Genomic DNA, 25,127 nt, shown 5'->3' on the forward strand with positions numbered 1-25,127 from the left:
ACGGCGTGCTCAGACGATTAGGTCTGTGCATCCAACCCTTTCGAACCAATTCGAAAGGAAGAAAGCCAAACGGTAATTCTTGTTATGAAGAGCCGAGGCAATTAGCACACCCAACGTTGCGCATACCGCCAGCTGAGGCAAATCTCCAGGTGTCCACTCCCGATGCTCCAGGGATTTCACCTTTCGCGCGAGACTGTCTGCCTCACCATACGAGATTTCGGCCAGCTTCCCAAAGCCACTGTTAGTGAAGGCACTGAAGCCGTCCGCAGTTACCAAGCGACTCAGCGGCTCCCGGATCCCATCTGCCAACAAGCTAGAAGATGGATTGCTTTGGATCCAGGACTGGAAGCCGGAGGACACCTCTTCCGCATTGGCCAGCAGCAGATCGCGGATCTTACCGGAGTCCGGACCAGAGAAATGACGCCAGGGCTCGACAAGGTTTTGTTGACCCAAGATTGCCAACTCGCCCATCTCCAGATCCGAAAGCTCCGATCGATTCAGCCATCGCGTCCAGAAAAAGTCCACGAGCAATAGATTAATGCCACGGTTGAGGAAATCCTGAACTTCCCATTCTTCGAGCGGAGTCGACACGGCATCTCCTCTGGCCTACGCAGCGGGATTTGAGGAAATCACACGTCGATCCCGTGCGCATGCGCAACGAGGCGAACGGGTTTACCACCGTCGGCACAGCCCCGGTTCGGAGGAAATATGCCGGTGTCCCCAGCGATGGCAGAGGATCTCGCGGCGAAAGTCCGTGAGCTGTACGAGGACGCGGAGTACGCGCTCCTCGGGCACCTCACCCGAGCACTCGCCGAGGACATCGACAGTCCACGGTGGGCAGAGCTCAAGCTCGCCGCAGTCGGCAACCTCCGCGAGGCCGTCGAGACCATCGCCGAGGCGCTCCAGCAGGACGCCAACGGGGCCATCGCAGAGGCCCTGATCGAGGCGTACGGACGCGGTCGTCAGGCTGCGGTCGCCGAGCTCGGGGCTCTGGACATCGGCCGGGAGCTGGCCGCGCGCCGCGCACTGCCCAACGCGTCGGCGGTCGACCGGCTTGCGGCGTCGTACGCCGAGGACACGCGCCCGCTGTACCAGCGCATCACCCGCGCCGTCGTCGACACGTACCGGTCCGTAGTGGCGCGTGCGTCGGCGAGCACGCTTCTTGGCGGCCTGACGCGGCGACAGGCGTCGCAGCGGGCGCTCGATCAGTTCTCGCATCGCGGCGTCACTGGGTTCGTAGACTCTTCCGGCCGCTCCTGGGAGCTCGCTTCGTACGCCGAGATGGCCGTACGGTCCGTCACCGCACGCGCGGCGATCGAGGGCCACATCGACGCCCTGGCCGAGATCCGAGTGGGTCTGGTGATCGTGTCGGACGCGCCGCTCGAATGCCCGCTGTGCGCCCGCTGGGAGGGCGAGATCCTCACCCTCGGCCCGGAGTCCGGCCCGCACACGATCCGCGCTGAGCACAGCGTCCAGCCGTCACAGCTACTCGCCCCGACGCGGACAGTAGCCGTGCACGTCGCCGGATCGCTGCTGGAGGCCAGGGCCGCCGGGCTATTCCATCCCAATTGCAGGCACTCGCTGTCCGCCTACCTCCCCGGAGTGACTACCCGGCCGCCGCACCATGCGACGCCAGGCACGACGTACGAGGACACCCAGCGGCAGCGGGAAATCGAGCGGCACATCCGCCGTTGGAAGCGCCGCCAGGCCGTCGCCCTCGACAAGCAGGCGCGCCGCCAGGCCGGGGTGAAGGTTCGGGCGTGGCAGGCCGTGATGCGTTCCCACGTGGCTGCGCACGACGACCTACGCCGCAAGCCTGCGCGCGAGCAGATCGGGAGCGCTCGCTAATCAGGCCGAGGGGTCGCCTCGGAACCGCCCCTTGATGGTCAGGTAGGCATGCGGTCCGACGACAGTGTCTACCACCGTTGGCCAGCCCTCCCGGCTCCGAAGGACCCGTACGGCGCCACTTTCCAGGACTTCGTACTCGTAGATCACTTCGTGGTCATCAGCGAAGTTCTCATGATTCCGCCCGTAGTCCTCTGGCACTGCGCCGTCAAGGTAGTGCACGTACACAGCCATGTCTTGACGGTACGCCTGCCCCTCACAGCTCGCCTGCGGAGCCCCCGACGGGCTCGCGGCCCACAGCCCCCCGGCACTGCCCGCACGGGCACGCCGGAACCCGAAAAGGGAGAACACCATGCAGCACCCTTTCAAACACCCGCTGGCCACCTTCGCGGCGGGCACCGTCCTCGGCAGGCGCCGCAACGGCTCGCCGATCTACGCCATCGCGGGTGGCAACGGCGAGGGCGAAGGCGCCTCCGGATCCGGCGGACAGTCCGGCTCCGGTGAGACCGGCACGTCCGGACAGGGCGGTGACGGCTCCGGCGGTCAGAGCTCTGACCAGGCCGGACAGCAGTCCGGACAGGCGTCCGGAGACACCACGGACTGGCAAGCCGAGGCCCGCAAGTGGGAGAAGCGCGCCAAGGAGAACAAGACCGCGCAGGACGAGCTCGCCACGCTCAAGGCCGCGAACATGACCGAGCAGGAGAAGGCCGTCAAGGAAGCGGAGAAGGCAGGCCGCACGGCCGCCGCCGCCGAATACGCCCCCCGGCTCGCCGCCACGGAATTCCGCGCGGCCGTCGCAGCCGCAGGCGTAGACCTCGGAGAGGCCGCCGACCTCATCGACACCCGCCAGTTCGTAGGCGCGGACGGCGAGGTCGACCTCAAGGCCATCAAGTCGGCGGTCGCCAAGCTCTCCAGGCTCGCCCCGAAGGGCGCCGGCCGTTCCGGTGCCGACCTCTCTGGCGGCTCTGGCGATCAGCCCCACACCCTCGACAAGCAGATCGAGGAAGCAACGAAGCGTCGCGACTTCGCGACCGTCATCCGACTCAAGCGGCAGAAGGCCGCGCAGACATGACCTAAGGAGCGACCATGGCCGGAATCACCGGGATGGGCACCACGTTCGATCTTCCCAACTACGCGGGCGAGCTGTTCGCCCTGACTCCGGCCGACACTCCGTTCCTGTCCGCCATCGGCGGCCTGACCGGCGGCGGTATGACGACCGGTGTTGAGTTCGAGTGGCAGACGTACGACCTGCGGGACCCGTCGCAGCGCACCCGGGTGGAGGGCGCGACCGCGCCGACCGCCGAGGAGCGCGTGCGGGCGAACGTGCGGAACGTCGCGCAGATCCACCAGGAGAAGGTGTCCGTCTCGTACACCAAGCAGGCCGCGATCGGTCAGCTGGCGACCCCGGGTGCGGCACCGTTCCGGGGCGTGGACGGCTCGAACCCGGTGAACAACGAGCTGGACTGGCAGGTCGCTCAGGCGCTGAAGTCCATCGCCCTGGACGTGAACTACAGCTTCCTCAACGGGGCGTACTCGAACCCGACCACGAACGCGACCGCCCGCAAGACCCGTGGTCTGCTCGCTGCGATCACCAGCAACCGGATCGCGAAGGGCGTCACCACGACCGGCGCGACGTCGGCGACCGACACGATCACCTCGACGGCGCACGGCCTGGCGGACGGCGACAAGATCGTTTTCACCAACACGTCCACGGCGACGGGGGTCGTCGCCGGGCGGATCTACTACGTCGACGCCATCGACGTGAACACCTTCAAGGTGGCCACGTCCTCGGGCGGCGCGGCGATCACCCTGGGCACGGCCACGGGCATCGCGTACACCAACCCGTGGGAGACCGCGCTCACCACGGACCACGTCTCGGACCTGCTCCAGCTCGCCTACGACAACGGCGGCATCTCGGAGCAGGAGACCGCGACGCTCGTCGTCAACAGCGCGCAGCGCCGAGCGGTGACCAAGGCGTTTGCCAGCGCCTACGGCCAGTTCCAGGAGACGTCCCGGACGGTCGGCGGTGTCGCCGTCGACACGATCATCACCGACTTCGGCACCCTCAACGTGATGATGGACCGCCACGCACCGCAGGACACCATCACGGTCGCCTCCCTGGAGCAGTGCCGCCCGGTGTTCCTCAACGTGCCCGGTAAGGGAGTCATGTTCGAGGAGCCGCTCGCCAAGACCGGCGCCTCCGACGAGGTCCAGCTGTACGGCGAGATCGGCCTGGAGTACGGCAACGAGAAGGCCCACGCGGCCATGACCGGGCTGAAGGTGTGACGCCCATGGCCACCACCTATGAGCGAGGCTCAGGCCAGTTCGTCGCCGAGCGGGTACGGCCTGTTGAGGGCAGCGAGGAAGCCCAGCGGTACGAAGCCCTCGCAGAGGATCGGGCGTCTGGTTGGCGCCGCGTCGCTGATGCGCCGGCGGAGCCCGAGGAGGAACATGCCGGACCGCTGGAGCGTCCGGTCAAGAGCGCGTCCAAGGCGGACTGGAAGGCCTACGTGATCAGTCAGGGCATGGACGACGAGGTAGCCGATAAGGCGACCCGCGACGAGCTGGCCGCACTGTACGTAGATGGGGGTGAGTCCTGATGGGTGTGACGAGCACGCTGTCCATGGCCGCGTCGGTGTCCCAGACCAAGGCCCTGGACCTGACCTCGGTTGAGGACTCCCTCGCGTTCCGCAGGGCGGTCAATCTCGGCTCGGGCACGACCGCGGGGAAGGCAGACAAGGTCTTCCACGACCGGCGCACCCTCGCCGCGAGTGCGACAGAGGATCTCGACCTGGCGGGCGTGCTGCTCGATGCCTTCGGGGCCGCCCTGACATTCGTGCGGGTCAAGGGCCTGTACGTCTCCGCGGCCGACGCCAACGTGAACAACGTCGTCGTCGGCGGGGCCGCCACGAACCCGTGGATCGGGTTGCTCACTGCGACGGGAACGCTGACTCTCCGCCCGGGTGCCTCGGTGGGAGCCATGGCCGGGGTCGCGGACGCCACGGCGTACGCGGTGACGGCCGGCACTGGTGACCTGCTGAAGGTGGCTAACTCCGGTGCGGGCACCAGCGTCACGTACGACATCGTCATCATCGGCGCGTCCGCGTAGGGGGTGGCCATGGCCCGGATCTACGCCACCTCGGCGGAGTACGTGACGTACACCGGGCAGACGGCGCCCGCGGACATCGCGGCCCTGCTCGCGCGGGCGTCGCGATTCCTGGACTCGAATGCGTTCCGGCTCTGCTGGTACGAGGCCGACACGGTCACCGGGATGCCGACCAACGCGGTTGTGCTGGCGGCGTTTTCGGATGCGGTCTGCGCTCAGGTGCAGTGGTGGGAGGAGACCGGCGACGAGCTGGGCGTGGCAGGCAATTGGAGCTCGGTGAAGATCGGCTCTGTGGCTCTGTCCGGGGCCAGCTCGTCGGCGGGCGGCTCTGCCGCGGTCGGCGGCCGCGAGATCGCTGGCGCAGCGCTGGAGGCTCTGCGCTCACCCGACCTCACCGCGGATCTGTTCATCCTGGGCCTGGTGGTCACGTGAGGATCCCCGCCTACCTCCTGCGCCATCAGATCGTCGTCGAACCGCTCCTCGGCGACGGACCGTACGGGCCGAAGTACGGAGACCCGGTCACGGTGCGCTGTTTCCTCGACGAGCAGACGCGCACGGTGCGCAACCCTGGCGGCGACGAGGTCACATCCTCGTCGACCGCGTATGTCCGTCTCGAAGCCGACTGCCCGGCCAAGTCCCGCGTCACCCTCCCAACCGGGCGCACCACCACGGTCATCGCCGCGCTTCGCCGTGACGGTGCTGGGCTGGCGACCCCCGACCATCTGGAGGTGCAGCTCCTGTGACGCAGTACGCGCGCATGAACTGGAACGGCGACCGGCTGTGGACTTCCCGCGGCCGGCGCCTCGCCTCGGAGGGTCTGGAGCGGGCGCTGGAGCACACGCTCGGCGAGGCCAGGAAGCTGGTCCCGCTCGACGAGGGCACCCTCGAGCGGTCCGGCCGCGTTGATGTGGACGGCCTCAACGGGTCGATCAGCTTCGACTCGGTCTACGCCGTCCGTCAGCACGAAGAGATGGACTGGAAGCACCTCCCCGGCAGGCAGGCCAAGTACTTGGAGCAGCCGATGAATACGGAGCGCGCCAAGATGCTGGAGCTCATGGCTGTCGGCCTCCGCCGCTGGCTCCGCGGCTAACCTCCCCACCCCTCAAGCCCCGCCCTGCGCGGGGCTTTTCGCATGTCCGGAGGTGCCCGTGGGCTACACCAGCGACCTCCTCGGAGGCCTCGCCACGCTCGTCGAGGACACCGGCCTCGCCATCTACCGGCCCGATGGCATCTACGCCGCCACGGAGACCGGGATCACCTTCACGGTCATGCCGGACGAACCGGACCGGGTCCTGTGCCTGACGGCGTACCCCGTCTCGGACACCGGCCTCACCGACGCCACCACCGGCATCCAGATCCGCATGCGCGCCGGCCGCGACCCACGCGACCTGGACGCGATCGCCGACGCGCTGTTCGACCTGCTCCACAACCGCCGCGGCCTCGTGCTCGGCGGTGTCCATGTGGCCCTGATCTGGCGGCAGTCGCAGGCCCTCATGGGCCAGGACCAGCACGGACGCATGGAGCTCGCCGCCAATTTCTACGCGCGCACGACGCGCCCCTCATCACACCTCTACGAGTAGGAGGCCGTCATGTCGACGCCGACCGAGACCGCTCTTGCCCGCCGCTGGCGGCTGGAGATCAACATGGGCACCGTGGCCGTGCCGGACTGGCAGCTGTGCCCGGCGGTCACGGAGTTCCAGTGGACCGCCGAGCCCAACCACGAGGACAGCACGAGCTACGACTCTGATGGCTGGAAGGAAAACACGAAGACGGCCCAGGAGTGGGAAGTCGAGGCCACGTTCAACCGTAAGGCGACCCCCGACTCCACTGCGTACAGCCCGGTGCATGAAAAGATCCGCACCGCGTGGCTCGCGTACGGCGAGGACCACAAGGTCCACCTGCGGTGGATGGACCGCAACGGCCTGCCGGAGGCGTACGAGGGCTACGGCCTGCCCAACTGGGAGCCCCAGGGCGGCGAGTACACCGACCTCGACCAGGTCCAGGTCACCTTCACCGGCACGGGCGCGCTGACGCCCATCACGAACCCGATTGCCCCGTAATGGCCCGCCAATTCGCAGCCGTTGATGAGCTGCTCGACGACGCCCTGGAGCTCCCCGTCCCTGGCAAGGACAAGACGGTCCGCGTCTACCGCATCGAAGCTCCGTCCGCTGATGACGGGCTCCGTATCCAGCGCCTGATGACCAGCGCGACACGCATGGTGGAGTCGGGCGAGGAGATCGACACCGAGGCCCTCGACGACGCCGAGGAGCTGGACCTCTACCGGACTGCGCTCGGTTCCGCCTACGACGCCCTGCGCACCGAGGTCGACTGGGCCTGGCTCAAGCACACAGCCTTGACCTGCGTGTTCTGGGTCGTGGCCGACACCGAGACCGCCGAGCGTTTCTGGGCGGCGGGTGGTGACCCGGAAAAGGTGGCCCCGGCGCAGAACAGGGCGCAGCGCCGAGCCGGGGCCTCATCGGCTGTGGAGAACAAGACGAAGCGACGGGCCTCTACGAGTGGTACGAGTACCCGCCAGGCCACCGCCCGCAAGCGCAAGGCGGTATCGAAGGACTGACCTGGCCCGCCCTGCTGGAGCAATGGCCGCTGATCGAGGCCGACCTGCACGGCACGTACGGCATCGACATCGGCAGCGGCATCCTCCACGAACGAACGTGGCGCTGGCTGAAGTTGCGCATCCTCGGCCTCCTGTCGGCTGAGACCCGCCTGGCTAGGCACTTCGCACCTCCCGAACCGAAATCCAAGGGGGTGCGCCGTGGGACTTAGGCTCGGTGAACTCGTCGGCTTTCTCCGCACCGACGACTCTGGCTGGCGAAACGGCCTGCGCGAGTCACAACTGCGGTTGGCTGGCTTCACGCGCATGGCCGACGGCCGACTCCGCGACATGCACGGCCGTTTCGTGTCGCAGTCGGACGCCATGGGCCGCACCCTGGGCGCCGGGATCGCCAGGGGCGCACGTACCGCGATCTCGGCGCTCGGCAGGGTCGGCAAGGCCGTGGCAGGGGTGGGCGCTGGGGTGCCGGCCGTCGCCGCCGTGACGACCGCTGTGGGCGGCCTCGCGGCGGGCGCAGCCGCTGCCGGCATCGCTGTGAAGGCCTTCGGCCTCGCGACGGGCCAACAGATGGAAGCCGTACGCAAGGTCGCCGACCTGGCCGCCGCTGCGGAGGAGGCGGCGGCGGAGGGCGGGGAGAAAGCCGCAGCCGCGCAGAAGGCCTACACCGACGCTCTGTCCAAGCTTCCCCCCGCGACGCAGGCCACCGCGAAGGCGTTCATCGGCCTCAAGTCCGACTTCAAGGCCTGGTCCGACAGCCTCTCCGGCACGACCATGCCCGTTTTCACCAAGGGCATCGGGATCCTGCGCGACCTACTGCCGGTCCTCACGCCGTTCGTGAAGGCCGCGGCGAGCGCGTTCTCGGAATTCCTGGACGGCGTGGCTAAGGGCGTCAAGTCGGCTGGGTTCAAGCAGTGGGCGGACGACATGTCCGGCGCTGCGGGCCCGGCGCTGACGAACTTCCTCCAGATCATCAAGAACCTCGCGGTCGGATTCGCGAAGCTCCTCCAGGCCTTCCTCCCCGCCAGCGATGGCGTCACGGGCGGCCTCGTGTCGATGACGGCGGCTTTCTCCAAGTGGGCAGGGAGTCTCAAGGGCTCCGAAGGGTTCGAGCGCTTCATGGCTCTGGCGCGCGAGGCCGGGCAGCTCCTCGGCACCCTCGCCAGGGCCGCCATCAACGTGCTGATCGCCTTCGGACCGCTGATCGGCATCACGTCAATGCTGGCTCTCAAGCTGGCTGAAGTGGTCAACGCCCTGCCTCCGGACGTCCTCAACGGGATCGCGATCGGGATCACCGCGGTCGTCGTCGCCATGAAGCTGTACGCCCTGTGGGGCGGCCTGGTGGCCGTGGCCACGAAGGTGTGGGCGGCTGCTCAGTGGCTGCTGAACAGCGCGTTCCTCGCGAATCCGATCACGTGGATCGTGATCGCGATCATCGCGTTCGTCGCCGCGATCATCTACGCGTACAACGAGTCGGAGACCTTCCGGCGGATCGTCGATACCGCGTGGGCGTGGATCAAGGACGCCGTCCTTGCAGCGGTCGGCCGGATCATGGGCGCGATCGAGTGGTTCCGCGAGATCCCCGGCAAGGTCCGAACCTGGTTCGACCAGGCCAAGCAGTGGTCGATCCGCAAAATGGCGGAGCTCGTCATCTGGCTCCGGGGCCTCCCCTCGCGCGCCTACAACGCCATCAGCGGCCTCGCGGGGAAACTCCGTACGGCTGCTTCCGCGGCGTTCCAGCGCTTCCGTGACGCCGCGACCGCCAAGGTGCTGTCCTTCATCACCTGGGTGCGCGAGCTACCGGGTCGGATCTCGCGCGGGATCGGCTCCCTCGGCTCGCTGCTCTACAACAAGGGCATGGACGTCGTGTCCGGCCTGTGGCGTGGCATTCAGTCCATGGGCGGGTGGATCAAGTCGCAGATCATGGGCTGGGCGCGCTCGGTCATCCCCGGACCGATCGCCAAGGCCCTCGGCATCTCGTCGCCGTCCAAGGTCACCACGGCGCAGGGGCGTTGGATCGCCCGGGGCCTCGTCGAGGGCCTCACCGGCTCGGCAAAGCAAGTCCGGTCGGCATCGCAGCGGCTCGCGGATATCGTGCGCGATCGCCTCGCCCCCGGCCGGCGCCGCTCCAACGCGCTGGGCCGGATCGACAAGGACACACGGGCACTGACCCGCCTGGCAGGGAAGGAGGCGACGCTCGCCACACGGATGAAGACCGCGTCGAAGGCGTATGCCGACCTCATCAAGAGCAGGGACAAGCTGGCCAAGGACGTACGCGAGGGAGTGCTGTCCGGTGCCAACATCACCAGCAACGACGGCGGGCCCGTCACTGGGGACAGCATCCTGTCCGGGCTCATCGGCGACGTCGGCCAGGCCCAGCAGTTCGCCTCGAACCTCGCGGCTCTGAAAAAGAAGGGCGTCAGCGCTGACCTGATCGCTCAGATCGCGCAGGCAGGAGTCGCGGGCGGGTCCGCCGCGGCGCAGGCCCTGGCGACGGCGGACAAGGGCACGATCCGGCAGATCAACGCCCAGCAGCAGCTGCTGAAGACAGCAGCGGAGCAGGCCGGTTCGGTCGCGGGCAACGCCATGTACGGGACCGGCATTTCGGCGGCTCAGGGCCTCATCCAGGGCATGCGGTCGCAGCAGTCCGCGATCGAGAAGCAGATGGTCGCCATCGCCAAGGGCATGTCCAAGGCGATCAAGAAGGCGCTCGGCATCCGATCGCCTTCGAAGGTGATGGCCGACCAGGTCGGGCGTCACATCCCCGCCGGCCTCGTCGCCGGAATCCGCTCCGGACAGTCCGCTGTGGACCGGACGATGTCCGGACTCGTGTCCGTACCGCGCCCCGGACAAACCGGTGTTGCGCCTGGTGGGGGCGTGTCCGGACGCCGATCCGGACAGAGCACGACAACTGTCCGCGTGGTGGTCGAAGGGCCCGAGGCAGTCAAGAAGCTGATCCGCACGATCGTGGCCAGCGACGGCCGCGGCAGCGTGCAGACCGCATTCGGCAAATGAGAGGAGACCAGCCGTGGCGTTCCCGGAAGACCCGCTCGACGCGAAGATCGAGTTGCAGGTGGGCGGCGTGTGGACCGACATCACCGGGGACGTCCTACTGCGCGACATCATCACGCACGACCGCGGCCGCCGGGACCAGGGCAGCCGTACGGACCCGGCCAGTTGCACGCTGACGCTCAACAACAAGGACGGCCGGTACTCACGGCGCAATCCGCTGTCCCCCCACTACGGGCTGATCGGCCGCAACAGCCCCGTGCGGGTCTCGGTATTGGGCCCGGAGTCCTACCTGGCGCTCACCGGCCAGAGCACCGACATCGCGTCCACCCCCGACACCGCAGCCCTCGACATCACGGGGGACATCGACGTACGCGTCGAGCTCTCGGCAGACCTGGGGGAGGTCAACACGCAGATTCTCATCGGGAAGTGGGTGACGACCGGCAATCAGCGGTCGTGGATGCTGCACGTCGACTCGGGAAACTTGTGGTTCCGCTGGTCTACCGACGGCGTGACCTCGTCCGCTGGCGGGCGCACCCTGCCCGCTCTGCCTGGCCGCGCCGCGGTGCGGGCGACGCTGGACGTCGACAACGGGGCAGGAGGGTGCACGGTCCGCCTGTACTGGGCGGAGAGCCTGGACGGGCCGTGGACTCAGGCCGGGGCCGACGTCGTGTCCGGGACGCCGTCGGGCATCTTCAACTCGACGGCACCACTGGAGCTGTCGCCGAGTACGTTCACGGTCACCCCGCCGTGGCTGCCCCCGACCGGGCGTGTTCACCGTGCCGAGGTCCGGTCGGGCATCGGCGGGACCATCGTGGCGAGCCCCGATTTCCATGCCCTGACCCCGGGGACCGCCGCTTTCGCAGACGGCACCGGCAAGACGTGGACGCTCGCGGGCGCCGCAGAGATCACCGATCGCGAGGCCCGCTTCACAGGCGAAATCTCGGAGTGGCCCGGGCGCTGGGAGACCTCCGGCCAGGCCGCGTGGGTGCCCGCCCAGGCGTCAGGGATCCTCCGCCGATACGGGCAGGGCACCAAAGCGTTGGAGTCGACGCTCCGGCGCCGCATCCCTTCCGGAGCCCCAGCTGCGTACTGGCCAATGGAGGAGGACCGCGACGCCACACAGGCCTACTCGCCCATCGCGGGAGTCGCACCCCTCAAGGTCAGCGGTCTCGAATTCGCGGCGGACGACAGCCTGTACGGCTCGAAAGCCCTGCCCACCACCAAAGCCCCCGCCAGCATCGCGGGCCAGATCCCCAAAACTACCGCGACCGGCTGGCACGTCGAGGCCGTCTACAACCTGCCTGCCCTGCCGCCCACGCTGGAGCAGATCCTGCGGGTACAGGTCGCCGGGGCCGGCATGAACAGCGTGGTGGTCCTGGTCAGTGTGTCGGCGGTGCGGGTTGAGATCCGCGACATCGAAGACGCCGTACTTGCCTTCGTGTCGTTCACGGACGCCGACGCGCTGGCCGCCTTCGTGGGGGTCTGGAACAGGCTCCAAGTGTTCACCGCTGTTTCCGGCGGACAGACGTACGTGGCCGCAGCCTGGCGCGACGTCGTCGCCAACAGCTACTCGTACGCGCGGACGGTCTACACCGGCGTCCCCGGCAGAGCCTCGGCGCTCACCGCAGCATGGGGCAGCGCCCTGGACGGCATGACGATCGGACACCTCGCCACCTGGAACGGAGTGGCGGGCACAGTCACTCCGGCCGCCGCCGGCGTCACCACCTACGAGAGCGCCGACAGCGGATTCGCTGGGGAGTCCGCGATCGAGCGCCTGCGGCGGCTGGCAGCCGAGGAGGCTCTTCCGCTGGTCGTGTACGACGGGGACCTGACCCTTGGGGCCGAGCGGATGGGCCCGCAGCGATCGGCAACCATCCTGAGCCTGCTGGAGGAGTGCTCGGAGGCGGACGGCGGAATCCTCTACGAGGACCGCGAGCGGCTCGCCCTGCGATACCGGGACCGATCCAGCCTCTACAACCAGACGCCGGCGCTCGTCTTGGACTACACGGCGCGGGAGGTGGCGCCGCCGCTGGAGCCAGTCGAGGACGACTCTGCGCTGCGCAACGACGAGACAGTGAAACGCATCGGGGGCAGCTCGGCGCGCGTGGTCCTGGAGGAAGGCCCGCTGTCCGTGCAAGACCCGCCAGACGGCGTGGGCCGCTACGACGAGGAGACGAGCCTCAACCTCTACAGCGACGATCAGCCGGAGCAGATCGCCGGGTGGCGCCTGTACCTCGGCACCGTCGATGGAGTCCGCGTCCCGTCGGTCCGCATCCTGCTGCACAAGGCACCGCACCTGATTCCCGACGTCCTGCGGCTGCGCGAGGGCGACCTCCTGCGGATCCTTCACCCGCCGATCTGGGTGGGCGCCGACACCCTCGACCTGATCGTCGAGGGCTACGCGGAGCAGATCGGCGTACGCACGTGGGAGATCAGCTTCAATTGCTCGCCCGGATCACCGTGGACGGTCGGTGTTGTGGATGATCCGGTCCTCGGACGGGCCGACACCGACGGCAGCTCACTTGGCACGGCTGTCTCCAGCGCGGTCGCCGAGCTGGAGGTCCACGCCGATGTGGGGCCTGGGTGGGTGACGGATCCGGCCGAGATGCCGATGGACCTCCGCCTCGGCGGGGAGGTGGTCACGGCAACCGCGGTCACCAACCGCACCGACACCTTCGCGCGTACGGTCGCGAACTCCTGGGGAACCAGCAGTTCGGGGCATCTGTGGACCGAGGTTGGCGGAGTCGCCGCGGACCGCTCAGTCGACGGATCCCGCGGCGCCATCACCCTCAGCGCCCCGATCACCAACGTGCGTTTCCAGGCCACGGTTGGGGACCTCGCCGACTGCGAGGTTCGGTGCCGCATGTCGGCGGGGCAGGTCTCCACCGGGGCGTCGATGGTGCCCGCCGTGCTGCTGCGCTACGTCAACACCTCGACGTACTACCGGGCGCGTCTGCACTTCGGCACGGGTGGCGCCCTGTTCCTGTCCGTGACGCGGGACACCACGCAGATCGGCGGGACTCCGACCCTGCCGTACACGTACACGGCGGGCACGGAGTTCGAAGTCAGGGTCTTGCTGACCGGGCACCGAATCCAGATGCGAGTGTGGCCCGTCGGCACCGAGGAGCCGACGGTGTGGCACCACGACGAAACGATCGTCACGAACACCATCGCCAGCGGTGCAGTCGGCATCACGGCGTCGACGTTCGCGGGCAACACGAACGTCAGCCCGCAGGCGAAGTTCGATCAGTTCGAGGTGGTCAATCCGCAGCGCTTCACGGTCACTCGCGCCGTCAACGGGATCACCAAGGCGCACGCCGCAGGCACCGATATCCGCCTGGCGCAGCCCACCATCGTCGCCCTGTAGGAGGCTCGCATGACCGCTTGGCTCGCCGGTATGCGGATCACCGCAGGGCGGCTCCTGACCCACACGTCGACCATCACCACCGCCGGGCTCGCCGCGGCCGCCGGGTTCAGCGTGAATGACTTCCGGGGCGCCCGTTCCGGCAACACGGTCGTCTTGGACATGTACGTCCAGCGCACAGGCGCCGCCATCGCGCTGGTCGGCGGGCAGCTGCCAGACACGGACATCTGCACAGCCCCTTCCGGATGGCGCCCAGCTGCTGGACCGGTCAACGGTGACTGGGACGACGGGATTTGTACGGGGGGTTTCGTGATCGCCACCAGCGGGCTGTGCACCCTGCGTACGTCGACTGCTGATATTGCGACCAGTAGAAACCTGCGTCTGCACATCAGCTTCATCGTCGAATAACCCGCTCCGACCCTTCCGCCCCGTGCCTTCTGGCCGGGGCATCTCAATGTCGATGTCAAGCAGCCACGGACGCTGTGACTCACGAACGGGCGATTCCACTACTGCTTCCGGGCTACCAGTCATCTCATCGTGCAGCCCTCTGGGCGAACCTCCAGGGGAGTACTCCCTTCTCACCTGGAGGTAACCCATGAGCAAGCCCAGGATTCTCGCTGCGGCCGCGTTCACCGCCATCGCGCTCCTCGGCGGTGCCACGTCCGCTGCCGCTGCCCCCTGGCCCGGGGATGCCATCGTCGAAGGGGTGGCCGCGCACTCGCCCGGCGTCCTCAGCGGCAACATGGCGCAAGTTCCCGTGCACATTCCCGTCAATGTCTGCGGCAACACCGTCAACGTCATCGCCGCGCTCAACCCTGCATTTGGCAACACCTGTGTGAACAACTGAGCAGGTGAGCAGCGCGTCCCCACAGGCGCCTGAGTCCGTGACCTAACTGAATCTCCGCCAACCGCGGACCCACCATCGCCCCGTCGTGTATCCCCTGCGGCGGGGCTTTTCTCATGCCCTGGAGGGCTCATGCAACCCGAGGACATCGCCCACCGTTTTGCGTTCCACGCCGCAACGACGGAGGAGAAGCGCGACGAACACACCAGCGTGCGCCAGGCCTGTCGACGCCTGGCTGACGAGCTGAACGAGCGGCTCCCGGAGGGGCGCGAGAAGGCGCTCGTTGTCACGAAGATCGAAGAGGTCATGTTCTGGGCGAACGCTGCTTTCGCTCGGGCGGGTGCGGAGGATCGCTGATGGCCACTCCACCTACTGCCGACACCTTCGCAGCGCTCCTGCGCGCCGAGGGCCTGACCGTCGTCGAGGTCGGCCGCTGGCAGAACCACAACCGCAACCACAAAGGCCCTTGGGGCCCCGTGCACGGCGTGATGATCCACCACACCGTCACCAAGGGCACCGACGCCACCGTCCGTATCTGCCGCGACGGCTACACCGCCCTGCCCGGCCCGCTGTGCCACGTCGTCATCGACAAGCAGGGCACCATCCACCTTGTCGGATACGGACGCGCCAACCACGCCGGCCTCGGCGACAGCGACGTACTCCAGGCCGTCATCACCGAGACCCCCGCCCTCCCACGGGACGACGAGGCCGACACCGACGGCAACCGGCACTTCTACGGCTTCGAGTGCGAGAACCTCGGCGACGGCCAAGACCCCTGGCCGACCGTCCAACTGGAGGCGATCGAGAAAGCGACGGCGGCGATCTGCCGGTATCACGGTTGGGGCCCTCGCTCTGTCATCGGGCATCTGGAGTGGCAGCCGGGCAAAGTGGATCCCCGCGGCTTCACGATGGACGCGATGCGGGACCAGATCGCGGACCGTCTCGCCGACCCGGTACCGACGCCGCCGGCGGACGCCAAGCCGCCGGCCAAGCCTGCCGCGAAGCCCGTCGTGGACCTGTCCAAGCTTGTGGCCGCGGCCAAGGCCGATCCGCCTCGGCGTGGCACACCGATCTCGTACTACGGGGTCAAGGTCGTCGAGCAGGCCCTCGTTGCCGAAGGGCTTCTGTCCCGGGCGCTCGCTGATGGGCACTTCGGATGGGCTACCCGCACCGCGTACGCGTCCTGGCAGAGGCGCTGCGGCTACAAGGGCGCCGACGCCGACAGCATCCCGGGCCGGTCCTCTCTTTCGAAGCTCGGCGCCCGCCGGGGCTTCACCGTCACCGCCTGATCGGAGATCAACACCATGGCTGCACCTGTTGAGAAGAAGGTCACCGCCGCGACCGCAGGCACGTACGTCGCCTCGACGGGACTCCTTGGAGCACTCGCCGTAGTGCAGGACAACGCGAGGCTTCTGGAGTGGGTGCCGGACAGCGTGACGCTGTTCGTGCTCGCTCTCGTGCCCGCCGCGATCGCGTTCGTTACGGGCTACCGCGCGAGGCACACGCCGCGCTTCGACGTGCGGTGACCCCGCAGGAGTCGACTCAGGTCGCCGTCGAGCTGGAGCGGCTCCGCGGCACAGTCGCCGAGGGCTTCGCCACGTTGAACGGCAGGCTCGATACCACGCTCCAGCGGACCGGGCAGGTGGAGAAAGATGTCGCTGAGTTGGAGAGCCGCGTCGCTGCTCTGGAGCGGGCCCGGTGGCCACTGCCGTCCCTCGCCGCGCTGGTCGCCGTCGCCGGTCTTGTCCTCGCCCTGATCCCACGGTTCTCCGCCTGACGCACCGCGCCCCCTGCTTCTCCCTTAGAGGAGAGCAGGGGGCCCTTCCCTGCGTCCGGAGTCAACGCAGTGCTTCGATGGCGTTCACAATCAGCGCGCGCGCGTCCGCCCCGTACACAGCCATCTCCGTCAGCCGCGCGAACGCACGTAGGTACACGTCCAGTTCGCCAGGCGCAGTGACGGTCACCTTCGCGGCGAGCAGCTCCACATGGATGCGTACATCGTCGAAGACGGTGAACTGTTCGAGCGGCCACATGACCTGTTCCCGGGGCACCGTGGCGGGGATGATGCCCAGCGACATGGACGGCAGGCCCATGCAGGCGATCAGGTAGCCGAGCTGGCTGGCCATCACTTCCGTGTCGCCGACGCGGTGGTTGAGGACCTTCTCCTCGATGAGCGTGGCGAAGCGGTGGTCACCTTCGTTTAGGACGCGGGAACGGCGCATGCGGGCCTCAACGGCATCGCTGACGTCGTCGGGGATGCCGCGGAAGCCCGCGATCGTGCCCATGAGAGCGGTCGCGTAGCCGGGCGTCTGTAGGTACCCCGGGATGACGTGGGAGGCGTACACGCGAAACAGGCGGGTGCGCTCGTACAGGCGCGCGGAGGTCTCTTGCAACTGCCGCATGCCGGTGCGCTGGAGCCGCTTCCAGTGCACGTACATGGAGTCGGCCTGCCGGTTGGCCGCGATGAGATCGGCCGCCTGTCCCTCGGCGCCACAGGCCGTGCACCAGGCCCGGATGTCAGCGTCAGACGGGGCGGTGACGGCGTTCTCGATCCGCGAGGACTTGGCCACGGACCAGTCGCAACGCCTGGCAAGTTGCTTGCCGGTGATACCCGCGTCCAGGCGCAGCTCCCGCAACCGGCCTGCGAGAGCTGCGCGTGCTTCCTGCACGCTGGACGTGGGGAAAGTAGACATGACCGGGCTACTTGACCTCGTACTCGTCGTGGGGGGTGGCGCGTTCCCAGACCTTCTCGAACGCGGCCGCGTGCTGATCAACCACGGCGGGATCGTCGCAGAGTTCCTTGTTGATCCACTCGCCGTCACCGGAGAAGTGGTGGACGCGCATCAGCTGCCCGTCGAAGATCCACAGGTCGCTTCCGGGCAGGAGCAGGTCCCACGCCCGGTGCCGGGGAAGCCAGCGGACCTGTTCGCCTGCCTCCACGTTGGCGCGGGTCTGGTGGTGCTCCCACCGGATGTAGTCGGTGATCGGCTCGGACACGATCCGGGCTCGGCGCACCACGACGCCGCGGGCGACGGCATCCGCGATGTCCTGGTGGAAGGGCCGCCACCACGATGGACGGTCGTCCCAGTCGACGCGCTGGCCGTCCTGCCAGGCCTCGAAGCGTGGGTTGCTGTAGTAGGCGTCCCGCATCTCGAGGTGGACGGCCGACTCCTGGGCGTCGGCGAGGAGTTCACCGAACTCCGGGATCGAGCTCATCGCACGCCTTCCTGATGATCGGGACCATTCGCTTCGGGATCCTGATGACGGTCTCGCCGGGCGGGATCGGCGCCCTGGCCGGAGACAGACCGTCGCACGTCGCGGTCGTCTCGTCGTCGGCCTGGTAGCTCTGGATCAGCAGGTCTGCTGTGTCCGTGTCCACCCATACGGTTGGGCATCCGTCCTCGTCTGTTTCGGGGTCGATCCCGACGAACTGAATGTTCATGATCGGCGGCCTCCCGCGCTAGTTGTTGCAGGGATTTACACACCGTCATGCCTGCGGATCAAGCGGTCAAGAGCGCCTCTCAGCCATGGCCGGGGGTCTTAACTGCTGTGTAATCCGGTGCAACTTCGTAGCGGCGCGGACGTGCTGGTTCCTAGCGTCGGGAGTTACAGCAAGACCCCGGCGAGGTGGAGGCCTCCCGGGGCGTGGCCAACGCTGCTGAGGAGCGCCGACATGGCAGAGACTACGCAGGCCCGCGACACCGACACCAGCGGCTCTTACGCCTGGTGTCACTGGCACAAGGGCCCATCGCTGACGGCAGTCCTCATCGACGCCGTCGAGCAGACTTCCGGTCCGGGCTATGGCCGGTACGCCTGCGCGCCGTGCCGTCAACAGCGCCGCCTCACCCCGGCCGCGGGGCAGGCGACGCCGGGGCGGCCGTCATGACGAGTTGGAAGCAGAGGCGCGTGCACATCCCGGTTTTGTGCTGGGTCCCCAAGCCGGGCACCCCGATGCGTTGCACCCTCCGCGCGGGCCATAGTGGCGACCACTTCCGCGCCTACTCCCGTGAGGCATGGCCGAAGCGCGTGGGTGAGACGCAGTGACCCCACGCTCCGTCATCAAAGAGGCAACCTGGACGCTCGGTGCGGACCGCTCTGAGGGCGCGTCACCGCCGATCCGCGAGATCGAATGCACTACCTGCCAGGACCGGTCCGAGGCCAGCACCGACCAGCTGGAACCGGACAGTTGGGCACTCCGCCACGCAGGCCTGACTCACCACACGGGCTACAGGGAGATCGTCACCGCGTTCCTCCGCGCCACTCCCGGCCCTGGTAAGTGCCAGCGGCCCACCCCATGACTCCTGCCTCGGTCGCCGGGCGCCTGGGGGCGTCGACAGCTGAGGCAGGTTCCCCCCCCCACCTCGAACCGGGAGGGTCCCATGTCCGACGACGGTAAGCGCGCCGGCCAGCCATCCGACAAACCGTGGACGCCCACGCCCCCCTTCGCCGTCCCCGGATGTTCCCGGCAGCCCGGCGCCCACTGACCCCCGCTGCCCTCAGCACCCTGTGCAAGAGGAGGGCAGCGGGCCTGCAAGACCCGCCTCGGCCGATGCATCCGGCCAGGAAACCCCGGCCGAGGCGCGGACGTCCGTCCCATCCAGAAACGGGAGAACACCACCATGAGTATCACCACCGAGGCGCCCGTCACACGGAACGTCTTCGACCTGATCCATCCCGAGGACCTGGTGGCTGTGACCGCCACCGTCCAGCGCAACAACCCCGGCATGGCGATCGACGTCGCCGAGCTGATCACCCTGGAGGCCATCAAGTTCGAGGCCGCCTGCGCCGCGCATCCCCGTGCCCGCCTGCAGCCGTCCCGTGTCGTCGACGAGGGCTGGCACGCGATCATCCTGCACACGCGCGTCAAGGCGTCGCTGGCTGACCGGCTCGGCCTGTTCGTCCACCACGTACCCGAGGCCCCGGACACCAACCGCCACGACCCCGACGCCCTCACCCGCAGTCAGGAAGCCATCACGGCCGCCGGGTACACCCCCGAACCCGCGCTGTGGGTCGCGCCCACCGACACCAGCATTCCTGTTGCAGCGGGGTGCGAGCACTCCGAGGGCGGCGGGGCGTGCACCGGGGACTGCTCCAATTCGGGCCCGAACTAACCGATGCTCTGGTCTGCGTTCCCCTGCGGCCGTACGGTCGTTGGGGAACGGAGAGGGACGAGGCCGATATGCGCGAGTGGGTTGATCCGCGGTACGCAGATGTGGTGGATAGCTACCGGTCACAGAAGGCGCTGGCAGGGCCGCCCCCGAAGAGAAACCGGGGCTGGTCCAGGAGGACCTATGGAGCCCCGTTCGTGATCGTCGTGGACCCGACAACCCGGAAGTCGTACACCCTCGGCCGCTGACACCGCCCCGGCCTGCCTCGCACCCTGGGGGCGCAGGCAAGCCGGGGCTTTCTACTGCCGGACGAGGTCCGCGAGCGGGACGCCGATCGCGTCGGCGATCCGCTGGATACTGCGTCGGCCGAGGCCGGCGCGCTCGGCGAGCTGATCCTGCGAGAGGCCGCGCGCGATTCCAGCGCGGCGCCACCGCTTAAGTACCCGTCGCAGTCCGCGCGGAGCGCGCGGGTAGCCCGACCGGGCTTGGCCTGCTTGCCTCCTGCCGCCGCGAGGGCACCTGACGCGAGCGGGTGGCCGGGTCAGGTTGGCCAGTCGTGGCTGCCGGATGAGTGTCGGCAGCTGCCTCTTTTGCATTTTCCGAGCTGGCCGCCGAACTGGAACTCGGGGCACGGGCAGGCCAGACAGGGGATGCCGCCGTCGGGGTCGGGCTCGGGCTCCCAGCCGTTGTTAGTCAATCGCGTTCGGGCGGTTTCCTGGACGCCGCGTATTTGGTCGTCGAGTCTGCGGAAGTCTGCCTCGTTTTCTTCGAAAGCCTTCTTCTGGGCGTCTGTTAGGTCGTACTGCTGCATGCTGCCTCCCGAGGTGGAGGTGGCGGCGAGAGGTGTTTCGCCCTCACCCCCACGATCGCCCGGCGGGCGCCTGCTCGCATGTCGAGCGCGAGGGGGATGGACCTGCGAACGCTCCCGACGCGTTCGCCCGACGAGCTGCCTCCTCGTCGCTAGAGCAAGAGGGCACTGTGTAAGACCGGTGCCCGGCGGTTGACCCCCGCCCCTGATCCCGCCGGGCACCATCATCGCTCGTTCGCTCGTTCGAATTACGATCGTCATATGACCTTGAAAGTTGGCCTCTGCTTAGGTCACTGTTCGTTAGTCATCGTTAACGGCTGCTGCCCATTCCAGCCGTCGCCACCTCCCCGAACCAACCGATGGTGATGAGTTGAATCAGCAGTCCGACCGAGAGCCCGCTTGCTGTCCCCCGCTCACCCACGACCAGCAGACTCGGTTCGCTTACGCGCAAGATGAGCTGAAAAGCGCGCGCGAGGCCGACCTCGCGGCCCTCGATCAGGTGTCGTTGATCCTGCTCGTCGAGCGGCTACGCGGTGCCCTCGATGACGCTCTCGCTCTCATCAGGGAGACTCACAAGTAACGTCGCCGGCGGCCACCCCGCCTCACCTGGGAAGATCTCTAGGCGTCACATATATCCCCAGGAAAGATTGTCACCGGACACGGCGAGGAGGTGTGTGAGGTCGGTGGCCGCGAACGCATCGTGCAGTTCCGGCGGCACCCTGGACGTGTCGCCTACGACCAGCCCCGGCAGGAGCGCCCGCGCGTCGGGGGCGAGTCCTTCGGTCGCCTCACGCAAACCCGCCCGGAGGTCTCCGGCCGTGCGCTGTACGGCAGTTGGCGGCCCTGTGACCACCGGCAGTCCACCGTCCGACACCCGCAGGACGGCGGCGATACGGTCGCCACCACCGGGCATCGCAGGCGCGAGCCGCCCGGTCAGCCGCAGTTCGGCGGACGGGAGCAGCCGCTGCCACTGGGCCGACGCCGGCCCATGCGCAGGCGCGATCACCAGGACCGGCGTACGGACGGTGGCGGCCACCCGGTCCGGCCCGGATACGCGCGTGACGTCCGCGTCGAACACGACCGACGTCGGCACAGTGTTGGCACCCCGCACCCGAGGCCGGGTCATGCGCGCGTCCGAGGTGACCGTCAGCTCCGCCGTGACCCGGCTGTACTGGTCGGCCAGGCCCGGCACGGGGCCCCGGTGGAGGTCGGCCGTGTGCAGCCCTGCCGATGCCGCTCCCGCAGCCGCGCACAGAAGCGCCGCGGCGACGGCAGTGGCGGTGGCGGTGGCGCTGGCGTCGGCGTTGAGACCGCGCCGCGTGCCGGACGCGCGTGCCGACCGGATCGAGGGGATCGCCAACAGCCCTCCCGCCACGGCCACACATGCCACCACAAAACCCGCCATCCAGCGCCCCGATGCCCCCACCGCCAGCGCCGCCGCACCCCATGCCGCCAGCGCCGGCGGAACCAGACGCAGGTCCGTGGGCCCCTCTTGCCGGGGCTCGGAGGCACCGAGACGGTGGCCGGACGCGGCGTGGACTGCCGGGCGCGTCATGGCCGTACGAGGGACTGGAGATCCGCGAACCGGCGGTCGCCGATCCCGTTCACTTCGCGCAATTCGTCGATGGAGCGAAAGCCGCTGTGCTCGGCCCGGTAGTCCAAGATGTGCTGGGCCAGTACGGGACCGACCCCCGGCAGGGTTTCGAGCTGTTCCGCGGTGGCGGAGTTGAGGCTGACCGGACCAGCCGCGGGGGCGCTGCCGCCCCCAGCCGGTCCGGTGGCTGCCGGTGCTGGTGCGGGGATCCCGACCACCACCTGCTCGCCGTCCGTCAGCACGCGGGCCCGGTTGAGCCCTGCGGTGTCCGTACCGTCCTTGATGCCGCCCGCAGCCCGCAGCGCGTCGGCCACCCGCGATCCGGTCGGCAGCCGGTGGATGCCCGGCTGCCGGACCTTGCCGCTCACATCGACGACGATGCGCCCGTCGGTCTCACCGCCGGGCCCACCAGCGGACGCGGTCGGCGGCCGGCCCGGCGACGGGTCCGGCTCCGGGACCGCCGGGCTCCCGGCCACCACTTCCGGCGGCTGTACGGTCTGTGGCCGCCCCACCCAGAAGTGCTGAGCGGCAAAGCCTGCCGCCACGACGAGAACAACCGCCAACGCGGCCAGCGTGCTCAGCTCGAGCCCGCATCGGGCCTGCACCCAAACCGGTAACCGCTCCCGCACAGCCCCAAATCCGCGCTGCCCAACTGCCCCCGCCCCAAGGGCTGCCTCAGCCTCCCCAGCGTCCACCCGGTCCGGTCCAGTTGGACTGACCGGAGCGGCCGGGCGGCGCGGCTCTTCCCGTAGGCGCTCCGGAGCCGGTGGGCCGTGCAGCATGCCAGGAGACCTCGGCGCCGCACGTGGTGCCGGGGCAAGGAGTGCCTCCGCGCGGCGGCGCAGTGCCGTCGGCGCGGCGGTGTCGTGACCGTGGTTGCGCAGGCGGCGACGGCGGCCGTGCCCATCCCGGGCGCGGACGTCGGAGGCCGGGGCGCGACCCGGGCCACTGGTCGCAGAGCGTGATCGTGAGCGTGATCGAAGAGCCATGCCACGAGACGGTAGGCACATCCGCCCGGACGCGATGATCAAGGCCGAATCCTGTGGGGAACCCGGTGGTTGTGGATAAACCGGCCACCCTCACCAGCGCTCAGCGGGGTGAGACCACGACCCCCAGCAGCCCCGGCCCCGTGTGCGCGCCGATCACCGCCCCCACCTCGCTGACGTGCAATTCCGCCAGCCCCGGGACCCGTTCGCGCAGCCGCTCGGCCAGCTTTTCCGCCCGTTCCGGCGCCGCCAGGTGATGCACCGCGATGTCCACGCTGCGCGTCCCCGCACGGTCGGCCACGATCTCCTCCAGCCGGGCGATCGCCTTGGAGGCCGTACGTACCTTCTCCAGCATCTCGATCCGGCCACCGTTCAGCTCCAGCAGTGGCTTCACCGCGAGCGCCGAGCCGAGCAGCGCCTGGGCCGCGCCGATCCGGCCGCCCCGCCGCAGGTAGTCCAGCGTGTCGACGTAGAAGAACGCCGACGTCCCTGCCGCGCGCTTCTCCGCCTCGGCCACCGCCTCGTCGACCGTGCCGCCCGCATCGACGACCTCCGCCGCCGACAACGCGCAGAAACCGAGAGCCATGGCGACCATTCCGGTGTCCACCACCCGTACCGGCACGGGGGCGTCCTGTGCGGCGAGCACGGCGGCGTCGTACGTGCCGGAGAACTCGGACGACAGATGCAGCGACACGATCGACGTCGCACCGGTCTCCGCCGCCGCACGGTAGGCCGCCGCGAAGACCTCGGGGCTCGGCCTGGACGTCGTCACCGATTTGCGTTTCTGCAGGGCCTGGGCGAGCGTGCGGGCCGAGATTTCGGTGCCCTCTTCGAGGGCCTGATCGCCGATGACGACGGTCAGCGGCACCGCGGTGATGCCGTGCCGCTCCATCGTCTGGTGCGGCAGGTAGGCCGTTGAATCGGTGACGATAGCGACATGGCGGGACATGAGCGGGAGGTTACCCGGCGAGGGCGCCCGACGGCAGTCCGGCCCCTCCCAACGGTCCGCCTGGGATCGCCCTGGATGATCCACCCGACTGATCAATTCCAGAGTGAAACATCCATCTCAGCGGGGTGCCCTCCGGACCTCAACAGGTACTCGCCGTACCTCAACGGGTGCTCTCCGGACGCGCTGCCTTCTGCCACGGGTAGGTCGGCTGCTGCTGAGGGTCGCGCGCGGTGATGGCCTCCGGCCCGGCACCCCAGCCCGCCTGCTCGGCCCCGCCGCCTTCTTTTCCGGCTTCTTTTCCGGCCTTCTCCGCCTTCGCGTCCGCCTCCGGCCAAGTCTGCGCAGACGCCGCCCCGGGCTCCGTCGTCGCCCAGTGCCGCAGCGCGCCCGACTCCACCTCGATCTGCGCGCTCAGCGAGGCCAGGTCATCGTTCGCGAACTGCTGCGCCCGGTCCCGCGCCGCCCACCGCAGTGAGTCCGCCGCGTGCGTCACCCGCTCCGTGCGCTCACGCAGATCCGGCAGCCGCTCCGCGACCCGCGTCTTGTCCGGCTCGCGCTCCAGCCGCTTCAGCTCGTCGTCCAGCTCGTGTCCGTGACCGCTCAGCCGCTGGAACAGGCCGATCGACTCCGACAGGGACGCGTCTTCGGCCACACCCGCCTGCAGCGCCTCCTGCGTGGCCCTCATCGACGTACGCAGAGAAAGCCTCAGCTGTGCCAGCTCGCCCGCCACGCCGGACTGCCCGTAACTCTTGGCCCGCAGGGTGGTGTCCTCGACGGTGCGGCGTGCCTGCGTGATCGTGCGGTCCACGCCGCGCTTGGCCGCGCCGACCGCCTTCACGCCCACGTACACCCCCAGTCCCACGAACGCCACAAAGAGCAGCGTCAGGATCAGGATGACGGCTTCCATGAGGGCCCCTCCGTTGTCGGACCACTCGGGTTCGG

General features: G+C 68.7%; 31 protein-coding genes. 21 read left to right on the forward strand and 10 right to left on the reverse strand.

The genetic code is table 11. The annotated features are described in order from the left end of the window. Window positions 1-9: 9 nt before the first annotated feature. A complete protein-coding gene (locus J7I98_RS04390) occupies window positions 10-591 on the reverse strand; it encodes a hypothetical protein (RefSeq protein WP_214918053.1) in 582 nt (193 codons plus the stop codon). Between the two features lie 135 nt (window positions 592-726). Between J7I98_RS04390 and J7I98_RS04395 the strand changes: the two genes are divergently transcribed. After that, complete coding sequence (locus J7I98_RS04395; protein WP_251020094.1) at window positions 727-1,848, forward strand: phage minor capsid protein; 1,122 nt, start codon at window positions 727-729, stop codon at window positions 1,846-1,848. On the opposite strand, the gene J7I98_RS04400 is transcribed toward J7I98_RS04395, so the two are convergent. Further along, window positions 1,849-2,079 carry a hypothetical protein gene (locus tag J7I98_RS04400; protein WP_214918059.1) on the reverse strand — a complete coding sequence of 77 codons (231 nt, stop codon included), beginning with the start codon at window positions 2,077-2,079 and terminating at the stop codon, window positions 1,849-1,851. It lies immediately after the preceding gene. 118 nt (window positions 2,080-2,197) lie between these two features. On the opposite strand from J7I98_RS04400, the gene J7I98_RS04405 reads away from it, so the two are divergent. The 18 genes from J7I98_RS04405 (at window position 2,198) to J7I98_RS04490 (ending at window position 16,517) form a co-directional block, all read left to right on the forward strand. Continuing rightward, on the forward strand, window positions 2,198-2,917 hold the full coding sequence (locus J7I98_RS04405) for a hypothetical protein (RefSeq protein ID WP_214918071.1): 720 nt from the start codon (window positions 2,198-2,200) through the stop codon (window positions 2,915-2,917). Between the two features lie 14 nt (window positions 2,918-2,931). Continuing rightward, window positions 2,932-4,131, forward strand: a complete 1,200-nt coding sequence (locus J7I98_RS04410; RefSeq protein ID WP_214918074.1) for a DUF5309 family protein — start codon at window positions 2,932-2,934, stop codon at window positions 4,129-4,131. A 5-nt stretch (window positions 4,132-4,136) separates the two neighbouring features. After that, window positions 4,137-4,445, forward strand: a complete 309-nt coding sequence (locus J7I98_RS04415; RefSeq protein ID WP_214918090.1) for a hypothetical protein — start codon at window positions 4,137-4,139, stop codon at window positions 4,443-4,445. Beyond that, on the forward strand, window positions 4,445-4,954 hold the full coding sequence (locus J7I98_RS04420) for a hypothetical protein (RefSeq protein ID WP_214918094.1): 510 nt from the start codon (window positions 4,445-4,447) through the stop codon (window positions 4,952-4,954). Before J7I98_RS04415 ends, J7I98_RS04420 begins: the two co-directional genes overlap by 1 nt. Before the next feature lie 9 nt (window positions 4,955-4,963). Then, a complete protein-coding gene (locus tag J7I98_RS04425; protein WP_214918097.1) occupies window positions 4,964-5,383 on the forward strand; it encodes a hypothetical protein in 420 nt (139 codons plus the stop codon). Next, window positions 5,380-5,694 (forward strand): hypothetical protein, encoded by a 315-nt coding sequence (locus tag J7I98_RS04430; RefSeq protein WP_214918100.1) that lies wholly within the window; start codon window positions 5,380-5,382, stop codon window positions 5,692-5,694. The genes J7I98_RS04425 and J7I98_RS04430 overlap by 4 nt, the downstream gene beginning before the upstream one ends. Next, entirely contained in the window at window positions 5,691-6,041 is a 351-nt protein-coding gene (locus J7I98_RS04435; RefSeq protein WP_308377668.1) for a hypothetical protein, read from the forward strand. Before J7I98_RS04430 ends, J7I98_RS04435 begins: the two co-directional genes overlap by 4 nt. 58 nt (window positions 6,042-6,099) lie before the next feature. Next, window positions 6,100-6,531, forward strand: a complete 432-nt coding sequence (locus J7I98_RS04440) for a minor capsid protein (protein WP_214918103.1) — start codon at window positions 6,100-6,102, stop codon at window positions 6,529-6,531. Between the two features lie 9 nt (window positions 6,532-6,540). Beyond that, window positions 6,541-7,011, forward strand: a complete 471-nt coding sequence (locus tag J7I98_RS04445; RefSeq protein WP_214918106.1) for a phage tail tube protein — start codon at window positions 6,541-6,543, stop codon at window positions 7,009-7,011. Beyond that, window positions 7,011-7,526: a hypothetical protein gene (locus J7I98_RS04450; protein WP_214918122.1), complete on the forward strand. Its 516-nt coding sequence runs from the start codon at window positions 7,011-7,013 to the stop codon at window positions 7,524-7,526. Before J7I98_RS04445 ends, J7I98_RS04450 begins: the two co-directional genes overlap by 1 nt. A gap of 198 nt (window positions 7,527-7,724) precedes the next feature. After that, complete coding sequence (locus tag J7I98_RS04455; RefSeq protein ID WP_214918125.1) at window positions 7,725-10,535, forward strand: hypothetical protein; 2,811 nt, start codon at window positions 7,725-7,727, stop codon at window positions 10,533-10,535. A 13-nt stretch (window positions 10,536-10,548) separates the two neighbouring features. Further along, complete coding sequence (locus tag J7I98_RS04460; protein WP_214918128.1) at window positions 10,549-13,899, forward strand: hypothetical protein; 3,351 nt, start codon at window positions 10,549-10,551, stop codon at window positions 13,897-13,899. Between the two features lie 9 nt (window positions 13,900-13,908). Next, a complete protein-coding gene (locus J7I98_RS04465; protein WP_214918140.1) occupies window positions 13,909-14,304 on the forward strand; it encodes a hypothetical protein in 396 nt (131 codons plus the stop codon). A gap of 187 nt (window positions 14,305-14,491) precedes the next feature. Beyond that, the gene (locus J7I98_RS04470) at window positions 14,492-14,743 is read left to right on the forward strand and encodes a chaplin (protein ID WP_214918143.1); all 252 of its coding nucleotides are present in this window, start codon (window positions 14,492-14,494) and stop codon (window positions 14,741-14,743) included. A gap of 129 nt (window positions 14,744-14,872) precedes the next feature. Next, window positions 14,873-15,097 (forward strand): hypothetical protein, encoded by a 225-nt coding sequence (locus J7I98_RS04475; protein WP_214918172.1) that lies wholly within the window; start codon window positions 14,873-14,875, stop codon window positions 15,095-15,097. Beyond that, window positions 15,097-16,029, forward strand: coding sequence for an N-acetylmuramoyl-L-alanine amidase (locus J7I98_RS04480; RefSeq protein WP_214918191.1), 933 nt, complete (start codon window positions 15,097-15,099; stop codon window positions 16,027-16,029). Before J7I98_RS04475 ends, J7I98_RS04480 begins: the two co-directional genes overlap by 1 nt. 15 nt (window positions 16,030-16,044) lie before the next feature. Beyond that, entirely contained in the window at window positions 16,045-16,266 is a 222-nt protein-coding gene (locus J7I98_RS04485; protein WP_214918194.1) for a holin, read from the forward strand. After that, the gene (locus tag J7I98_RS04490; protein ID WP_214918197.1) at window positions 16,263-16,517 is read left to right on the forward strand and encodes a hypothetical protein; all 255 of its coding nucleotides are present in this window, start codon (window positions 16,263-16,265) and stop codon (window positions 16,515-16,517) included. The genes J7I98_RS04485 and J7I98_RS04490 overlap by 4 nt, the downstream gene beginning before the upstream one ends. Window positions 16,518-16,578: 61 nt before the next feature. Here J7I98_RS04490 and J7I98_RS04495 read toward each other — a convergent pair whose 3' ends face one another. From J7I98_RS04495 to J7I98_RS04505, 3 genes are read right to left on the reverse strand one after another with little or no spacing between them, the layout of a single operon-like run. After that, entirely contained in the window at window positions 16,579-17,433 is an 855-nt protein-coding gene (locus J7I98_RS04495) for a helix-turn-helix transcriptional regulator (RefSeq protein ID WP_214918200.1), read from the reverse strand. A gap of 7 nt (window positions 17,434-17,440) precedes the next feature. Continuing rightward, window positions 17,441-17,956, reverse strand: coding sequence for a DUF6879 family protein (locus tag J7I98_RS04500; RefSeq protein WP_214918203.1), 516 nt, complete (start codon window positions 17,954-17,956; stop codon window positions 17,441-17,443). Beyond that, the gene (locus J7I98_RS04505) at window positions 17,931-18,182 is read right to left on the reverse strand and encodes a hypothetical protein (protein ID WP_214918206.1); all 252 of its coding nucleotides are present in this window, start codon (window positions 18,180-18,182) and stop codon (window positions 17,931-17,933) included. Before J7I98_RS04505 ends, J7I98_RS04500 begins: the two co-directional genes overlap by 26 nt. 231 nt (window positions 18,183-18,413) lie before the next feature. On the opposite strand from J7I98_RS04505, the gene J7I98_RS04510 reads away from it, so the two are divergent. Together J7I98_RS04510 and J7I98_RS04515 are read left to right on the forward strand one after the other, a co-directional pair. Further along, window positions 18,414-18,626, forward strand: coding sequence for a hypothetical protein (locus tag J7I98_RS04510; protein WP_214918261.1), 213 nt, complete (start codon window positions 18,414-18,416; stop codon window positions 18,624-18,626). A 733-nt stretch (window positions 18,627-19,359) separates the two neighbouring features. Next, window positions 19,360-19,851 (forward strand): hypothetical protein, encoded by a 492-nt coding sequence (locus J7I98_RS04515; RefSeq protein WP_251020095.1) that lies wholly within the window; start codon window positions 19,360-19,362, stop codon window positions 19,849-19,851. A 538-nt stretch (window positions 19,852-20,389) separates the two neighbouring features. Here the strand turns inward: J7I98_RS04515 and J7I98_RS04520 are convergent. The 5 genes from J7I98_RS04520 to J7I98_RS04540 form a co-directional block, all read right to left on the reverse strand. Continuing rightward, entirely contained in the window at window positions 20,390-20,659 is a 270-nt protein-coding gene (locus tag J7I98_RS04520) for a hypothetical protein (RefSeq protein ID WP_214918264.1), read from the reverse strand. Window positions 20,660-21,281: 622 nt separating this feature from the next. Then, complete coding sequence (locus J7I98_RS04525) at window positions 21,282-22,211, reverse strand: ComEC/Rec2 family competence protein (RefSeq protein WP_214918267.1); 930 nt, start codon at window positions 22,209-22,211, stop codon at window positions 21,282-21,284. Next, the gene (locus tag J7I98_RS42840; RefSeq protein ID WP_374225067.1) at window positions 22,208-22,813 is read right to left on the reverse strand and encodes a helix-hairpin-helix domain-containing protein; all 606 of its coding nucleotides are present in this window, start codon (window positions 22,811-22,813) and stop codon (window positions 22,208-22,210) included. The genes J7I98_RS04525 and J7I98_RS42840 overlap by 4 nt, the downstream gene beginning before the upstream one ends. 526 nt (window positions 22,814-23,339) lie before the next feature. Further along, window positions 23,340-24,185 (reverse strand): DegV family protein, encoded by an 846-nt coding sequence (locus tag J7I98_RS04535; protein WP_214918274.1) that lies wholly within the window; start codon window positions 24,183-24,185, stop codon window positions 23,340-23,342. A gap of 160 nt (window positions 24,186-24,345) precedes the next feature. Then, window positions 24,346-25,092 carry a hypothetical protein gene (locus J7I98_RS04540; RefSeq protein WP_214918277.1) on the reverse strand — a complete coding sequence of 249 codons (747 nt, stop codon included), beginning with the start codon at window positions 25,090-25,092 and terminating at the stop codon, window positions 24,346-24,348. Window positions 25,093-25,127: the final 35 nt, after the last annotated feature.

Source organism: Streptomyces sp. ISL-98 (genome assembly GCF_018614055.1).
Taxonomy (GTDB): domain Bacteria; phylum Actinomycetota; class Actinomycetes; order Streptomycetales; family Streptomycetaceae; genus Streptomyces; species Streptomyces spiramyceticus.